Origin of the sequence: Rhodobacter sp. 24-YEA-8, from assembly GCF_900105075.1 — a bacterium.
In the GTDB taxonomy this organism is placed as follows: domain Bacteria; phylum Pseudomonadota; class Alphaproteobacteria; order Rhodobacterales; family Rhodobacteraceae; genus Pseudogemmobacter.
On the sequence record NZ_FNSK01000006.1, the window covers coordinates 15596 to 31033 of the forward strand.

Sequence of the window (15438 nt, forward strand, 5' to 3'; positions counted from 1 at the left end):
GCAATTCAACCATGGGCCGGGCGACCTTTGCAAAAGCTTTCTGCACAGGATGCCTCTGACCGCGCAGGTCTTTTGTCCCCTCACGGGCCTGCATGCGGGAAAAAGCGTATCAGATGGCGCTCTGCTGATAGTCTGGCGCTGTGGCGATAGCTGGCGCGGCCCCAGCCCTCAAGCATCGGCCCAAATGACGGCCGCAGGCAATAACAGCAGGCAGCCGCGACAGGGAAGTGAGGAAAGACATGAATGTATTGGTGAGTGGCGCCGGCATTGGCGGGCTGACGCTGGCCCTGATGTTGCAGGCGCGCGGCATTTCCTGCCAGATTTTCGAGGCCGCCCCCGAAATGCGCGAACTGGGCGTTGGCATCAATGTGCTGCCGCATGCGATCCGCGAGCTCACCGAGCTGGGCCTTTTGCCCGAGCTGGACCGGATCGCCATTCGCACCAGCGAATTGCGTTACCAGACAAGGCAGGGCCAGGAGGTCTGGCGCGAACCGCGCGGTGTCGAGGCTGGCGGCGACTACCCGCAATTCTCGATCCATCGCGGGCGGCTGCATAATATGCTGCGCGAGGCGGTGCTGGACCGGCTTGGCCCTGCTGCCGTGCAGCTTTCGCGTCGCAGCACCGGATTCCACCAGGATGCGGATGGCGTCAGGCTGGAATTCGACACCGGCCAGTCAGCACAGGGCGATCTTCTGGTCGCGGCGGATGGGGTGCATTCGCCGATCCGCGCACAGCTTTACCCGAACGAACCCGGCCTGAAATGGAATGGCGTCATGATGTGGCGCGGCGCGGTCGAAACGGATGCTTTCGCAGATGGCCGCACCATGATCGTTGCAGGCGGCTTTACCTATAAACTGGTGCTCTACCCGATCGCACCCGGATCCGCACCCGGCAAGGTGCTGATGAACTGGGTCGTAACCTACCGCCCCGGTGCCGAAGGCAGCCCGACCCCGAAACGCGAGGACTGGAACCGTCAGGGCACGCTGGAAGAGCTGATCCCGCATGTGCGCGCCTTTGATGTGAATGTGATCGACCTTGAGGCGCTGGTGCGCGCCACGCCGGTCTTTCTGGAATATCCGATGTGCGACCGCGATCCGCTGCCGGGCTGGAGCCATGACCGTGTGACGCTGATCGGCGATGCCGCGCATCCGATGTATCCGGTCGGATCAAACGGCGCGAGCCAGGCGATCCTTGATACCAGAGCACTGGCGGATCTGCTGGCCGGGGCGACGACACCGGATGCCATCCGGGCCGCACTTGCCGCCTATGATGCGGCACGCCGCCCTGTCACCGCCGAGATCGTGCGGCTGAACCGGCTTGGCGGCCCCGAAGGGCTGATCGACGAGGTCGAGCGCCGGGCGCCGGCGGGCTTCTCCGATCTCGACCAGGTGATCACGCCTGAGGAACGCGCCGCCATCGTGCGCGGCTATGCTTCGACCGCCGGTTTTTCGGATGACCAGACCCGGAAACGCCAGTGAGGCGCAGAAATAGCTTTACACACAAAATTTTTAAATCTGAATGAGATGAAGAAGGAGAGCAAAAGATGACCACCCCGACCTATCCGCTGCCGCCCGTTCCCATGCCCCCCGGTGTGGTCGCCGGTGAAGATGGCATCAAAGGCATCGTCTGGAACATTCTGGGCCAGACCTATACGCCGAAATCCTGCAGCGAAAGCTCGATGTCCTGGCATGCGGTTTTCCCGCCCGGCACCTTTGTGCCGCATCACATTCATTTCACCCAGGATGAATTCGTCTATATCCTCTCGGGCGAACTCGAGGCCGAGGTCGGCGGCAAGCTGCGCCGTGCTGGCCCGGGCGATCTGGTTGTCCTGCCGCGCGGCATTGCGCATGGGCTCTTCAACCGGTCGGGGGCGGATGTGGTCGCAATGTTCTGGGTTTCCCCGACGGCAAAGCTGTGGGAAATGTTTTCTTTGATCCATAATGTGCCGGACCCGGCCGAAGTGGTGCGGATCGCCGGCTTCCACGAGCTGGAATTCGTGCCGCCCCCGGCGCTTGACTGATCACGAGACCTGACGGCGCGCGCCCGCCTGGCGCGCGCGCGTCCAACAAAAATTGGCCGCCAACAGACCGGCCACCAGAAAACACTGGGCGCCAACAGGCCCGATGGAGGTAATAAATGAATAAAGTGAAAGCATCCCTGCTGGCTGGCAGCATCCTCGCCGGGCTCGCATCCGTGGCCCGGGCCGATGATGATGTTGTCCGGATCGGCCTGATCTACACGCTGTCGGGACCGGCGGCCGTTCTGGGCGAACAGGCGCGCGACGGCTTCCAGCTGGCGCTTGACGATCTGGGCGGCCAGATCGGCGGCAGGCAGGTCGAGCTGATCATTGTCGATGACGAACAAAAGCCCGAAGTCGCCGTCAGCCGGGCGCGCGAGCTGGTCGAGGGCAATAAGGTCGATTTTGTGGTCGGCCCGATCTTTTCCAACATCCTGAACGCGATCATGCCGCCGGTCACAGAAGGCGGCGCCTTCCTGATTTCGACCAATGCCGGCACCTCGACGCTGGCGGGCAAAGAATGCAACGCGAACCTCTTCGTGACCTCCTATCAGAATGACCAGATCCACGAGGTTTCGGGCAAGGTAGCCCAGGATCGCGGTTACCAGAATGTCTATCTGCTGGCGCCGAACTATCAGGCCGGCAAAGACGCGATGGAAGGCTTCAAGCATTCCTATAAAGGCGGCATTGCCGATGAGATGCTGGTCCCGCTGGGGCAACTGGATTTCTCGGCCGAGCTGGCACAGATCGCCGCGACCGGCCCGGATGCGATCTATGCCTTCATGCCGGGCGGCATGGGTGTTAATCTGGTCAAGCAGTTCAACCAGGCCGGCATGAGCGGCATTCCCTTCCTCTCGGCCTTTACGGTGGACGAATCCACCCTTCCGGCGCAGCAGGATGCCGCGCTTGAGATGTTTGCCGGGTCGAACTGGGCACCTGATCTCGACACGCCGCAATCACTGGCTTTCACCGATGCTTTTATCGCCAAATATGACAAAGTGCCCGCGACTTTCGCGATGCAGGCCTATGATGCGGCGCTGCTGATCGACAGCGCGGTCAAAGCGGTGGATGGCAAAATGTCGGACCGGGACGGGCTGCGCACCGCGATGCAGAAAGCCGAGTTCACCTCGCTGCGCGGCGATTTCTCGTTCGGCAAGAACCACTTCCCGATTCAGGATTTCTACCTGACCAAAGTCGTGAAACGGGAAGATGGCCGCTATGCCACCTCGGTGGTCGAGAAGATCTTCGATGACTACCAGGACACCTATGTCAATGATTGCGGCTTGTAAGCCGGAGCATCGGCCCTGACCCGAAAAGACCGCCCCCGGGCGGTCTTTTTTGCTTCTGCCCCCCGGGCCAGATCCCCCGGCCTAATGCAAAAACCCCTGGCGCAGCAGGGCGACGGCAAGAGCGGTGCGATTGTCGGCCCGCAGCCTTTGCGCAAGGCGCTGGACATATTCCTTGATCGTATGTTCCGAAAGCCCCACGGCCCGGGCGATTTCCTTGTTTGAAAACCCTTCGCAGACGAGGGCAGCAACCCGCGCCTGCTGCGGCGGCAGGTCGCCCGCGACAGGGGTAGGCCGCACCAGCGAGCGCAGTGCGATCCCGGCGCCCCGGCACAAAAAAACCAGCTGCTCACGCGCCTGGGGCGTGAAAGGTCCGGTGCGCTGCAGCGTGGCAGTATAGATGACCCCCATCGTCGCCGCGTCGATCGGGATCAGCCCGCACATATTATGCCCAAGCCCCCAGGAGCTGAGCAATTCTCGCAACCCGCTGCGCGCCCAGTCCGCCTCGCCAAGACAGGTCCGGCCATCGGTGACGGGCACCTGCGCGCTCAGCTGCCGGATCAGCGGATCATCGGTGCCGTAAAGCGTTGCATAATCTTCCAGAAAACCACCCGGCACACCGCTGGAATACAGCAGTTCCGGCACGCCGCTGCGCAGAACATAGATCCCCATCCCCGAAGCGCCGCAATGCCGTTCCAGCGCGGCATGACATTGCGCGCCAAGCAACGGGATGGAGGCCGCAGAAATAACCTCCATCAGCTCCGCAGCGCTGAGATCGGCAGAGAGTGGCGCTGCGGTCATGGTCCAGTCCGAAAGTGCGGCCGGAAGTGGCCTGCGTCGCACAGTTTCAGAGGAGAGGATGATTCGGTCAATTCTGTCTGCAACTTTCATGATCATTCGGGTGTAAAAATTTCGTAGTCAAAGCATTCCTGCCGCCAGCCCGCCGCAACAGCCCCCCTGTTCGGGGGGATTGAGGCGGGCCGGCCCCAACCACCAGGATCGTCCGACAGATCGGCCCTGTCTCCGCCCGCGCGGCGCGGCAGGCCGATTTGCGCAGTTCTTTAAAAGCGGCCAGCCCCGGCAAGGGGTGCAGATACGAGTCGCGCTACAGAGAGGTATCCGGATGAACATCAACGTGACCGCAGAGCCGCCGACCGCCACAGAGCTGATGGCACGCGCAGAGGCGCTTCTGCCACTGATCGAGGCGCAATCGGCCGAAGCGGAACGGCTCGGGCATCTGACCGATGAGGTCGTGCGCGAATTGCGCAAAGCCGGGCTTTTCACCATGCTTTATCCCCGCGTGGTCGGCGGCCCTGAGATCAGCCATTTCGATGCGATGCTGATCCATGAAAAGATCACCTATGCTCATGCTTCCGCCGGCTGGTATGTCGGCGTGAACAATATGGAAGGCACCACCATGGCGGTCTATATTGACCAGGCCGGGGTGGATCATGTCTTCGCAAAAGGCGTTGATATCACCATCGCCGGCAATGGCGTGCCGCGCGGTTTCGCCCGCAAGACCGATGGCGGTTACATGATCTGGGGCCAATGGGCCTATGGCAGCGGTATCCAGCACGCCGACTGGATCCATACCGGCGCCTTCCTTGTGGATGAGGCGGGCGAGATGATCATGGGGCCGGGAGGCCCGAAAGTGATCATCGCCCATCACCCGCGCGAGACGATCGAGCTGAAAGGCAACTGGGATGTGCTGGGGCTGCGCGCCACCGGCAGCTTTGATTACGCCGTCAAAGAGGGAACCGAGATCTTTGTCCCCGATGAAATGGTCTATGATTTCGATATCGAGGCGCCTTTGCGCGGCTCGCATCAGGGCACGATCGGGCTTGCCGGCTTCAGCGCCTGGGCCCATACCTCCTTTGCGCTTGGCACCGGGCGGCGGATACTCGACGAGCTGATCAAGGTCATCGTTCCGCGCCGCGATGCCTTTGGCCCCTCGGCCCAGAGCGCCAGTTTCAGGTTCCAGTTTGCCCAGAACGAGGCCAAATTCCGCGCCATGCGGGCCCTGGTGCTGGAGACCTGGAAAGGCGCATCGGACACGCTGGAGGCCGGACAACCGCTCAGCCAGCATCAGATGACGATGATCAAGCTCTGCCTGCGCTACAGCCATGATGTGATCTCTGACATTGCGACCTTTGCCCATAGGGCGGCGCGCGGCGCCTCGCTGCACAATACCGTCATGCAGCGGGTTTACCGCGATATTCACGCGGGCACCCAGCATATCCTGATGTCGGATCAGATCTTTGAGGAATGCGGCCGCGCGCTGATGGGAACCACCGATCCCAATGCGCCCTGGACGGTGTTCGGCGTGGCAGACGGGGGCAAATGACGTGCCCCCGGTCCTCGCGTTTTCCGCAACGAGCTGGCGCCCCGCCAGCCCGCGCCGCCTCGTCGAGGCGGCGGTCGACCGGCTGGACCGGTTGCATGGGATCGGGGCAGAGACCTGCGATCTGCTGGATGCAGGCCCCGGCATTGCCGCCTTTCGCCGCGAGGAGATGGGCGCTGACGCTCAGGCTCTTATCGCGCGGATCGAGGCGGCGCCGGCGCTGATCATCGGCTGCCCGGTGTTTCAGGGCGGTTATCCGGGCCTCTTCAAGCATCTCTTCGACCAGATCCCGCCGGGTGTCCTGAAAGGCCGCCCGGTGCTGATCACGGCCTGCGGCGGGGGATTGCGCCATGCGCTGGTGGTCGAACATCAGCTGCGCCCGCTTTTTGGCTTCTTTGAGGCGCTGACCATGCCCACGGCAGTCTATGCCTGCGCGCCGGAACTCGACGCGGATGACGCCCCGACCGGGGCGCTCGCACAACGGCTCGAGACCGGCGTGGCCCAGCTCGCCGCGTCTTTGCGTGAAATCCGCTGCGCCGCCTGAGGCGCTGCCCCACCAACATCACAGGAGCAGACATGTCTGACCCACTCGCAAATCTGACCGCCGGATTTCACCGGCAGGATCTGGTCGTGAATGGCATCCGCACCGCCGTTCTGACCCTCGGGCAAGGGCCCGATCTCGTCTTTCTGCATGGCACCGGCACCTTTACCGGGTTCGAGGCCGCGCGGCACTGGGCAGCCACGCATCGGGTGGTCATCCCCTTCCATCCCGGCTTTGGTCTCAGCGACGACGCGCCCGGGATCACGACCATCGAGGATGTGGTCTTCCATTACATGGCGCTGTTTGACGCGCTGAAGATGGAGCAGTTCGCGCTGGCGGGATTTTCGCTTGGCGGCTGGATCGCGGCCGAATTCGCGGTGCGACAGCCCGGGCGCGTCTCGGGCCTCGTGCTGATCGCACCGGCCGGTCTGATCAGCGAGGCCGCCCCCGCACCTGCGATGACCTCAATCACCCCGCCTGAACTGCCGGCCTATCTGGCGCATGATCCGGCCAGGATCCTGCCGCTCTTCCCCGCCGCCCCGGATCCGGCTTTCGATGCGGCCCTCGGGCGCGAGGTCGGTGGCTTTCTGAAACTCTCGGCGCCCCATCCCGAAGGGAACCCGGATCTGGCGCGCAGGCTCTGGCGTCTGACGATGCCGGTTCTGCTGCTCTGGGGGGCAGAAGACCGTTTGCGCCCGACTGGCCAGGCGCAGGACTGGCTGGCACAGCTGCCCGGGGCCGAGCTTGCGCTGGTTCCGGCGACGGGTCACCTCGTCCTGGAAGAAACGCCTGAAAGCGCCGGCCTCGTGACCGGGTTCCTTGCCCGCACAGTGCCCGCCATGCCCGGCGGCATCACCGCGCAATCGGGTGCCTGGGAAAGCGTGACCTGGAACATTCTCGGCCAGACCTATACGCTGAAACAGGCCGGGCCTGACAGCATGGCCTGGCATGCGATTTTCCCCGCCGACACTTTCGTGCCGCCGCATGTCCATCCGGATCAGGACGAATTCATCTGGGTGCTCAGCGGAGAATATACGATCCGCCTCAACGGGGCCGAGCAAAAGGCCCGTCCCGGAGATCTGGTGGTGATGCCGCGTGGGATCCCGCATGGGATCTTCAACCTCTCGGGCAGTGAAGCCACCTGCCTGTTCTGGGTCGCGCCCACCCGCGATCTGCGCGCGCTCTTCGAGGCGATCCATCAGGTGCCGGACCCGGCCGAGGTGGTGCGCCTGGCTGCTCTGCACAATATCCACTTCCTGCCGCCACCCGCCGGGGCCTGACCCCGGTACCCTCTCCCGCGCCGGGGCGGGAGGGGGGGATGGCCTGAATCCGGCGAAAAAACAAAAATCAACAGGGACTGATGAAATGACAACATGGGACAATCTTGCCCCGCCTGATCAGGCAAGGATCAGGCGCTGGCAATGGGGAGTGCTGGCGCTCGGGCTGTTTTGCGAGATCATGCTGGCGGCGGACTGGTATGGTCTGGCCGCCGTTCTGCCTTTCCTGTCACCTGATCTCGGGCTGGACGAGGCCCAGGCCGGCTTTGCCCAGGGCATTTTCGCGCTGACCTATGGGCTTGGCATGGTGGTCTGGTCGGCGCTCAGCCGCGACTGGTCGGCGCGGGCGATGCTGTTGACCGGGCTGATCGGCACCACCATCGGCATGGGCCTGCAGATCTATGTGCAAAGCTACGGTCAATTGCTGACGCTGCGGCTGATCATCGGCTTTTTCGACGCGGGCGTCTTTATCGGGGTGATGAAGCTTTTGCTGGCCTGGTTCCCGCCCGCACGGCGCGGGCTGGTGGTCGGTCTGATCCTTGCGGCCTACAGCCTTGCGATCACGCTGGATTTCGCCATCGGGATTCCGCTGACCATCAGCTATGGCTGGCGCAATTTCTTTGCGATCCTGACCTGCGGCACCGCATTTGCGGCGGGGCTGGTGCTTTTGTTCGCAAAACCCGGCCCGGCGGCGCTTGGGTCAGCCTTTGCCGGGTTCAGATGGTCTGGCGAGCCACCAAACCCCGACAGGCTGGAGCTTGCATCGATCTTCCGCAAGCCCTGGGTCTATATCGCGGGCTTCGGCATCGCGTCCTGCACCTTTGCCATCGCGGGCACGGCCACCTGGGTTGTACCGGCCTTTATCACGCATCAGGCAATGCCCGAGGCCAGCGCTGCGCTGATCGGCACGCTGATGGGCCTGTCGCAGGTGGTCTTCCTGGTGATCGGCGGACTTATGGCCGACAAAGGCGACAAGCTGAAGCTGATCCGCGTCTCGGTCATCATGGCGATCCTCACCGGCCTGATGTTTCTGGCCGCAACGCTCTGGGCGCTGCCCTTTGCGGTTCTGGTTCTCATGGCGGCGATCAGCGGCATCGCCGTGATCGGCGGCGGTGCGATCTTTGCACTGATCTCGGACACCTACGCCCCGGCGCTGGCTTCGGCCGCGATCGGTTATGCCGAGGTCTTCGGCATCCTGTCGAGCTTTGTCGCGCCGAGCATCATGGGCGTGATCATTCGCGGCAGCGGCGGTTTTCCGATGGCCTTCACCGCCTTTGTCATTGCCGAAGCGCTGTTCCTCATCGTGCTGATGACGCTATGCGCAAAGCGGCGGCTGCCGGTGGCAAGCCTCTGATCGAAACGCAAAAGCCCGGCTTTGCGGCCGGGCTTTTCTGATACCGCGCCCTCAGGCAGGCAGATCAAGCAGCGCCGCGACCAGCGGATGATCCGGCAGCGCCATGCCGTCGATCACGTTGAAATGGTGGCGATTTGGCTCGACCACCGCCCTTGTGGCCACGCCGAGCCCGGCCCAGATATTCGCAATCAGCGCATTCTGCCGCAGGAATTCCGAGGTCTCCATCGCGCCCGCCCAGGCCGTCAGCCGCGTTCCTGCCAGGGGCACCTGCAAGGCCGGGCTTTCCGAGACCGCTTCTGCCGCGTCGATCGCAAGCGTCGCATTGCGCCAGATATTGCGCATGGGCCGCAGGTCATGCAGCCCCGAAATCGACAGCACAGCCGCGATCCTGTCGCGCAGCTCCGGCGCCAGCGGTGTATCCTCGCAGACCATCCGCGTCACCAGATGGCCGCCCGCCGAATGGCCCACCAGCCGCAGCGGACCCGCGATTTTCGCCGCTGCCGCCGTGATCGCGGCGCCGATCTCCTGCGTCATCGCGTGGATCCTGGCTTCGGGCGCCAGAGTATAGCTCGGGATTGCGACCGCATAGCCCTGCGCCAGCGGCCCGGCGGCAAGATGCGACCAATAGCTCTTGTCGAGCCCCATCCAGAAGCCGCCATGCACAAAGACCACAAGCCCCTTCGGCTGGGTGGCGGGGCGGAACAGGTCAAAGATCTGCCGCGCGCCGGGGCCATAGCTCAGATCCGCCTCCAGCAGGCCTTTCGCAGCCTGGTCTGTGCGAAACGTGGCGGCTGGCTCGACCCAGGCCGCCGGCCAGTCCGCGCCGCGCGGGGTATTGGGCGCATTGTCATAGACTGCGTTCCAGTCAGAGATGTGATACCACATCGGTATTCCTTTCAATGGGATGCTTCAAAGGCGCGCGTCAACGAGTGGCGCCGGATCCGGTCCGCGGTGCCCCTGTCCACCATCTGGCCAGTCAGTTCGACCGCTGCATCGGGATGTTCGGGATATATGGAAGCACCTGGCAGGAAGACCGGCATACCGGGTTCGGTCAGCAAATCATCACTGGTAAAGCCGTCAGTATGAGCCGTCGCGCCAGGCATGGCGGTCTCCGCGATCATGAGCCTGTGATTATCATGCGAAATGCAGCCGAACTACTTCAAGCTTAAATCATATAAGCGCGTAAAATATTTGCCATCTTGCCGCATACGGGGAAGAGGCGACAGTTCTGACCGGGCTTCGCGGGCGCGATCTCAGACCGCGCGGCCACAGCTGTGGCGCAGGTCCATCATGATCGCGATGCCCCGGGCAAGGTCATGTTCTGGGATTCCCGCGAAAAACTCGTCGATCCAGCCGTGATGCTCCTCCAGCATCTCCGTCATTTTCGCGCGCCCTGCTTCGGTCAGCGAAATGCGAAAGGCACGGCGGTCGGTTTCTTCGTTCTGCCGCAGCGCCATACCATCCGCGACCAGCCGGTCCACAATGCCTGTGACATTGCCATTCGACACCATAAGTTGCTGCGACAGATCCGTCATCGTCAGCCCCTGCGGTGCGGCATGCAACGCCGCGAGCACATCGAATCGGGGCAATGTGGTGTCAAAACTGCTGCGCAGACGACCTCGCAATTCGGTCTCGATGCTGCGGACCGATTTCAGCATCGAGACCCACAGGCGCAACCTCTGTCGGGCGAGTTCACGGTCTTCGACGGGATCGGCCATGTTCATTCTCACATCCAGCTGTGATCCTTTATGTCTCAAATTCTTCGGCCAGGCAAACCAATCGGAACGCATGGCGTGGCTGGGATCGGTTCCTTACAGGTGAAGCCGCTGGCCACTGGGCCGAGAGACGATGCGGGATCTCCGGAGGTTCGGGCCGTGGGGATAACAGGCAGCCACAGCGGCGATGCGCCGGTGTTACCAGGTCTGCTCAGACAGATCCTGGCGCATGAGCAGATCGGCGGCGTCACCTGCGACAGCCGCAAATGCTGCGATGCCAATGCTGACCGCAGCGCCCGGACTGTCATTTCTTCCTGCAAGAACGCCAAGCCGTGGAAGACAGTCACCGCTGGCGTGGTCGCAGGAAACGAACACGGCGGGCATTGAAATACCCCGGTCGTGCGATCTGGCGAAGGTGGGGCGCAGAACAGCGCAGACGCCGCGCCGGGATATGAGGAGGATCAGAAAACGATCCGGGGGATCATTTTCCCGACGATTGGAGGCCCTGTATCAGCCGAAGGACCGCGAAGCGAAATCGCGGCCCGGCTGGCGCGCCGGCAACCGCCGGTCACGGTCCGCCGGTTTACGGGGTGACGGCGATCATCAGCCGTTCGGTTTCGGGCAGGTCAGGGTCGATCACCGCGAAACTCAGCCGGCCGGTCGCATAGGCGCCGGTATCCAGTGCGATCCGGCCGGCATGGGCAAAGGCACGGTCCATCACCGTATGTCCATGCGCAACCCAGATCCCGTCGGTCCGCAGGATGCGACCGAAATCCCGGTGCCCCCATTGCAGCACCTGCGGCTCCTGATCGGTGACCGGGCGCTGCGGGTCCATCCCGGCATGGGCCGCGGCCAGAGTGCCGCTTTGCCAGGAAAGCGGCAGGGCCCGCAGCCAGGCAATCATGTCTTCGCCCAGTGTGGCCCGGATGCGGTCGCAAAGGGAATCGGGTCGGTCGGGTTCCAGCCCATAGCTGGCCAGCATCTCGACCCCTCCATGTTTCAGCCAGGAGAGGCCCTTTTCCGGCTGGTCAAGAAAATCAAGAAACATCGCCTCATGATTTCCCGAAAGTGCCACAGCGCCTTTCGCGACCTCTTCGCGCACAAGGCTCAGTATCCCGGCGCTGTCCGGGCCCCGGTCGATCATATCTCCCAGAAAGATGATGCGGGCATTGGGGAAATGCGCGGCGCGCAGGGTCAGAAACCGCTTCAGGAGATCGCTGCGGCCATGCAGGTCGCCCAGAAGGCACACCGGTTCATCCGGGCAGGGCGGCGGCAGGCCCGGACGGGTGGTCATACGCTCATCCGCGCGCAAGGCCGGCCGGCGGGCAGGGGTAGCGGCACGTCTCAGAAAGGAAAAGACCATTGCATTTACATCCAGGATCTTCGCCCCAGATGCCATGGTCGGGCCCCGGAAATCCAGTCCAAAGACATTCTGTTGCGGTCACACCCGCCTGATGACCCTTGCCTCAGGCCGGTGCGGATTGCGGCTTTCCGGAAAAACGACGAAAGCTCCTGCATCGCCAGAAATACCGTGGTTATGCAGGATATGTGTGAAAACCCTGGTACGGGGCCGAGCGCGGCCTGTCGGCACTCACATGAGCTGCGAACAGGACCGGCAGAAGAAGGGCGGCAGCGAAATGCGGAGATATCAGGCGCATGGCTTCGGCCTTTCGGTCTTTCAGCAAGGATTTCACGGGCCGGTCACCACGCTCAGCCGCGTCTCGCCTGTGCCGACCACTTTCAGGTAGTAGATGCCTGCCGGAATATCGCCCTGGTCATTGCGCGAGAAAGAGGAATCGCTGCCGGAATGGGTGAGCGGGATGATCGTCGCGCCGGTCGCATCAAAGAGGCAATAGCCCGGCAGACCCTCGGCATAGGCGCCTGACCAGGAGATGCCTGCCTGTGTCATCACCGTAATTCCACCATTTGTTTCAATGCGGTAGAGGCGCGGGGCGGCGGCGGTCGTGGTCACCTCGATGGTGCCCCCTGCGGGCGTGGTGGCGGTGGTGATGTCGTCGCCCTCTGTCTTGCAGAGCCCGGCTGCAGATGCGAATGGCGAGTTCTTTGGCGCGAGCGTCGTCAGCCGGGTCTCTGCCGCGATCGCGGATCTGGCAAAGCTTTCTTCGCCGGTGACGGCGACATCGAAGAGGCAGGCCTCCTGCAGGAAAGGATGGCTGACACTCCCGCAGAGGGTTTGCGCGAGGTCGGCAGCCATCCGGGCCGGCGCCTCATAGGGGAAGCCGAGGTCGGTGAAATCTGCTGTTCCCTCGTCATCCGCATAGGAGAACACCGATTCCTCATCGCTCACCCGCCAGCCATTGACAAAGTCCGCAAGCTGCACGGCATCACCGGCCCTGGCCACGGTGCCGTCACGGCCGGTCAGATCATTTGCCGCATCGCCATCATCCAGCCCCAAAAGCCCGCGCCGCGTCGTATCGGCCCGCCGCCATTGCACCGAAAAATCCAGATACCCCGCGTGACGGTCGACCCAGAGCGTCGAGAGATCGGGCCAGATCAGCACCACATGTTTCATCTCATCGCCTTCGCGCCAGAGGCCAAGCGCGCCGCCATCCGGCAGGTCGTAGCGCAGTGTCTCGCCCGGCCCGACCAGGGCACCATCGATGCGCAGGCTGCCATCTGCCAGAACCTGGATCACCACACCCCCGGCGCGGATCGCAAAACCAGTGATCGCGCTCACGGAACGACTGTCCTTCCAGGGGCGGATCCTGGCCTGCAACTCCTGGCCCGCGATGCCGGTGGCCAGCACGAATTCGCCCACGGCCTGGGTGGAAAAGCCGGTGCCGTCAAAGGTTAGAAAATGTGGCTCTCCAATGCCGCTGGCGCTGCCTTTGCCGCCGTTTCCGGCGCCATCGGGTCCGGCCGGGCCATTGGTGCCGTGCCAGTTCTCTTCCGGGTCCAGATCGATCCTGCGATTGCCCTCCGGGTCGATATATTCGTGCGAACCATCGGCATGTTCGATTTCGCGCGAGCCGTCCGGCCCGGCCAGTTCGATGTCGCCATTCGGGTCGTAATGCGACATCCAGCCATCGCCCATATCGAAGAACCGGTCGATATTGCCGTCATTGTCGCGATACCAGCCGTCGCGTGACCCATCTTCGCGCGGGGCATCGCCATGCCAGTGGCCGCTATCGTCCCAGTAATCATAAGAGCCGTCGCCATGGCTGACAGAGCCGCGGAAGCCGCTCTCCCAGCCCTTGCCGCCCCCCGGTGAGGCGCCGTAATTCGTGCCGCTTCCCGTGCCACCACCCGGGGGCGACATAGTATGCGTCCCCGGGCCGATCGGCTCCAGTCTGACCGGGCCGGGATTCGGGCTGGGCCCACGCGCCAGGATCAGCTGATCCGTGCCGCTGCGCTGGCCCCGAGCCAGTTTCAAAAGCGCCGAGGTCCGGCTTTGCACCGGCGGCGCCTTGCGCAGGCCAAGGTCAGCGCGAGCGGGGAGGGCGTTGCCATCCGGGCCAACCGGTACGGTCAGCGGCCAGTTCAGCGGATCATTCCAGTCTGTACCGGGCAGGGGATCGGGGTGATCTGCAGGCAAAGAGGCAGGTTGCGGCGCGGTCGACATGGCCGGCTCTGCCGGCGCCGGCTGTGATGCCCCGGGCGGTGCAGGTTCGGTCAGGGAAGACACGGTCCGGGCCCCGTAATGCCACAGGCCACCGCCTCCCGCCGCCAGCAGCAGCACCACTCCGGCCAGCGTCCAGGTCTGGCGGTTCATTCCGGCCTCCTCACTTTGTGCAGTCGATATAGGTGAAGCCGTCGCATCTCCCGGCGTCACATTCCTTACCGGTCGCGAGCGTGATGGTATGGCCGATATTCTCTTCGATCTGCCAGGCCGAGGCCCTGGCAAAGCCCTGCGAGGAGCAGAACCGATCCGCCGATGGCGCGCCGCATTGCGCCGCGAATTCGTAACACCAGTCGAGCCTGATCCCGCTGAAGGCGGGTGCTTCAAACCGGGTGCTGCCGGTGGGGCCGGGCGCGAGACTGCCTTCACAGGCGATGTATTCGAAAGTGCCGCAATCATCGGCCTCGCATATCCGGCCATCGCTGATCAGCATTGTCGGCTCGCCAAGGGGCCCCGGCTTCTCGCCGAAATCCACTGCTTCGGCGTAATCGTTCATGACGCAAAAGCGGTCGGCGGCGGGTTTGCCGCAATCGGCACCCCAATTGTAGCACCAGTCGAGCAGGGTGCCATTGATCCGGGGCAGCTCGAATATCTGTGACTGCGCAAAGCCTGCCTGCGGAAAGACGGCCAGCACGAGGCACAGCAGAGCCGGAGAGATGCGTTTCATATCAATGCACCTCGATTTTCGCCTTGCTGATGAAGAAGCCATGCCCGGCCTGCGAACTGCAGGTCAGCCCGGTTTTTGACGACAGGCAGGTAAAGGGGCCCTCCGACCAGCTGTTGCCGTATTGCAGCGGCTGATCGAGGGAACAACAGCCCTGTTCGCCCGGCTCATTGATCCGCTTTGCCTTCGCTTTGGCGCCAAGGATCACTGTGACATAGCTCGGCGCGACCCGGTCGCATTGCAGTTCGGCCTGACCATCGGCACTTTCATAGACAGAGGTGCCGCCCGCCGGGATATAGATGCAGCCGATATTCCCCGATGGCGTGACGAAGATGACCTCGCCATCCGGCCCGCTGCTCAGCCGCTGGGCTTCGGCCCGTGCCGCCCCTGGGGTCATGACCGGCAGAGCCAGCGTCGCGCTCAGCGCAAGGGTCGCAACCCGCCCCCGGACAGGAGTAAAAAACACCATCAGACCCTCCATTTCCCTCGGCTCCAGCTAGCGACAGGCTGTTGTGGAAATCCTCCCCCGTTCGGGTAGGATGATGGAATTCCAGACCCGCAACCGGCCCGCCCTGCGAGTTAGTCACCGCAAATCTCTCCGGG

The 15438-nt window shown here is 63.4% G+C and carries 15 protein-coding genes and 1 pseudogene; 8 read left to right on the top strand and 8 right to left on the bottom strand.

Annotation, left to right across the window (positions count from 1 at the left end; all coding sequences use genetic code 11):
* The first annotated feature begins 239 nt into the window (after positions 1–239).
* The 3 genes from BLW25_RS22760 (at position 240) to BLW25_RS22770 (ending at position 3306) form a co-directional block, all read left to right on the top strand.
* A complete protein-coding gene (locus BLW25_RS22760; RefSeq protein WP_092904492.1) occupies positions 240–1478 on the top strand; it encodes a flavin-dependent oxidoreductase in 1239 nt (412 codons plus the stop codon).
* 65 nt (positions 1479–1543) lie between these two features.
* On the top strand, positions 1544–2020 hold the full coding sequence (locus BLW25_RS22765; RefSeq protein WP_249497191.1) for a cupin domain-containing protein: 477 nt from the start codon (positions 1544–1546) through the stop codon (positions 2018–2020).
* Positions 2021–2136: 116 nt separating this feature from the next.
* Positions 2137–3306, top strand: coding sequence for an ABC transporter substrate-binding protein (locus BLW25_RS22770; RefSeq protein ID WP_092904494.1), 1170 nt, complete (start codon positions 2137–2139; stop codon positions 3304–3306).
* A gap of 81 nt (positions 3307–3387) precedes the next feature.
* Here BLW25_RS22770 and BLW25_RS22775 read toward each other — a convergent pair whose 3' ends face one another.
* Positions 3388–4104, bottom strand: a complete 717-nt coding sequence (locus BLW25_RS22775; protein WP_171909723.1) for a LuxR C-terminal-related transcriptional regulator — start codon at positions 4102–4104, stop codon at positions 3388–3390.
* A 322-nt stretch (positions 4105–4426) separates the two neighbouring features.
* On the opposite strand from BLW25_RS22775, the gene BLW25_RS22780 reads away from it, so the two are divergent.
* The 4 genes from BLW25_RS22780 (at position 4427) to BLW25_RS22800 (ending at position 8816) form a co-directional block, all read left to right on the top strand.
* A complete protein-coding gene (locus BLW25_RS22780) occupies positions 4427–5647 on the top strand; it encodes an acyl-CoA dehydrogenase family protein (protein WP_092904498.1) in 1221 nt (406 codons plus the stop codon).
* Between the two features lies 1 nt (position 5648).
* Positions 5649–6188 (top strand): NAD(P)H-dependent oxidoreductase, encoded by a 540-nt coding sequence (locus BLW25_RS22785; protein WP_253188627.1) that lies wholly within the window; start codon positions 5649–5651, stop codon positions 6186–6188.
* A 32-nt stretch (positions 6189–6220) separates the two neighbouring features.
* On the top strand, positions 6221–7465 hold the full coding sequence (locus tag BLW25_RS25435; protein ID WP_216279499.1) for an alpha/beta fold hydrolase: 1245 nt from the start codon (positions 6221–6223) through the stop codon (positions 7463–7465).
* Between the two features lie 85 nt (positions 7466–7550).
* Positions 7551–8816 carry an MFS transporter gene (locus BLW25_RS22800; RefSeq protein WP_216279500.1) on the top strand — a complete coding sequence of 422 codons (1266 nt, stop codon included), beginning with the start codon at positions 7551–7553 and terminating at the stop codon, positions 8814–8816.
* A gap of 51 nt (positions 8817–8867) precedes the next feature.
* Here the strand turns inward: BLW25_RS22800 and BLW25_RS22805 are convergent, their stop codons facing one another.
* From BLW25_RS22805 to BLW25_RS22815, 3 genes are all read right to left on the bottom strand, one after another.
* A complete protein-coding gene (locus tag BLW25_RS22805) occupies positions 8868–9701 on the bottom strand; it encodes an alpha/beta hydrolase (RefSeq protein WP_092904502.1) in 834 nt (277 codons plus the stop codon).
* Between the two features lie 11 nt (positions 9702–9712).
* Entirely contained in the window at positions 9713–9919 is a 207-nt protein-coding gene (locus BLW25_RS22810; protein WP_143040598.1) for a hypothetical protein, read from the bottom strand.
* A gap of 150 nt (positions 9920–10069) precedes the next feature.
* Entirely contained in the window at positions 10070–10534 is a 465-nt protein-coding gene (locus BLW25_RS22815; RefSeq protein ID WP_253188628.1) for a MarR family winged helix-turn-helix transcriptional regulator, read from the bottom strand.
* A gap of 129 nt (positions 10535–10663) precedes the next feature.
* Here BLW25_RS22815 and BLW25_RS22820 point away from each other — a divergent pair.
* A pseudogene (locus tag BLW25_RS22820) lies at positions 10664–10974 on the top strand (IS5/IS1182 family transposase); the annotation flags it as partial.
* A 140-nt stretch (positions 10975–11114) separates the two neighbouring features.
* Here the strand turns inward: BLW25_RS22820 and BLW25_RS22825 are convergent.
* The 4 genes from BLW25_RS22825 to BLW25_RS22840 all read right to left on the bottom strand — a co-directional run bounded on the left by BLW25_RS22825 (position 11115) and on the right by BLW25_RS22840 (position 15304).
* On the bottom strand, positions 11115–11825 hold the full coding sequence (locus tag BLW25_RS22825) for a metallophosphoesterase (RefSeq protein WP_092904796.1): 711 nt from the start codon (positions 11823–11825) through the stop codon (positions 11115–11117).
* A 396-nt stretch (positions 11826–12221) separates the two neighbouring features.
* A complete protein-coding gene (locus BLW25_RS22830; protein ID WP_092904506.1) occupies positions 12222–14264 on the bottom strand; it encodes a VWD domain-containing protein in 2043 nt (680 codons plus the stop codon).
* Between the two features lie 10 nt (positions 14265–14274).
* Entirely contained in the window at positions 14275–14838 is a 564-nt protein-coding gene (locus BLW25_RS24570) for a hypothetical protein (protein WP_092904508.1), read from the bottom strand.
* Between the two features lies 1 nt (position 14839).
* Entirely contained in the window at positions 14840–15304 is a 465-nt protein-coding gene (locus tag BLW25_RS22840; protein ID WP_216279501.1) for a hypothetical protein, read from the bottom strand.
* Positions 15305–15438 lie beyond the last annotated feature (134 nt).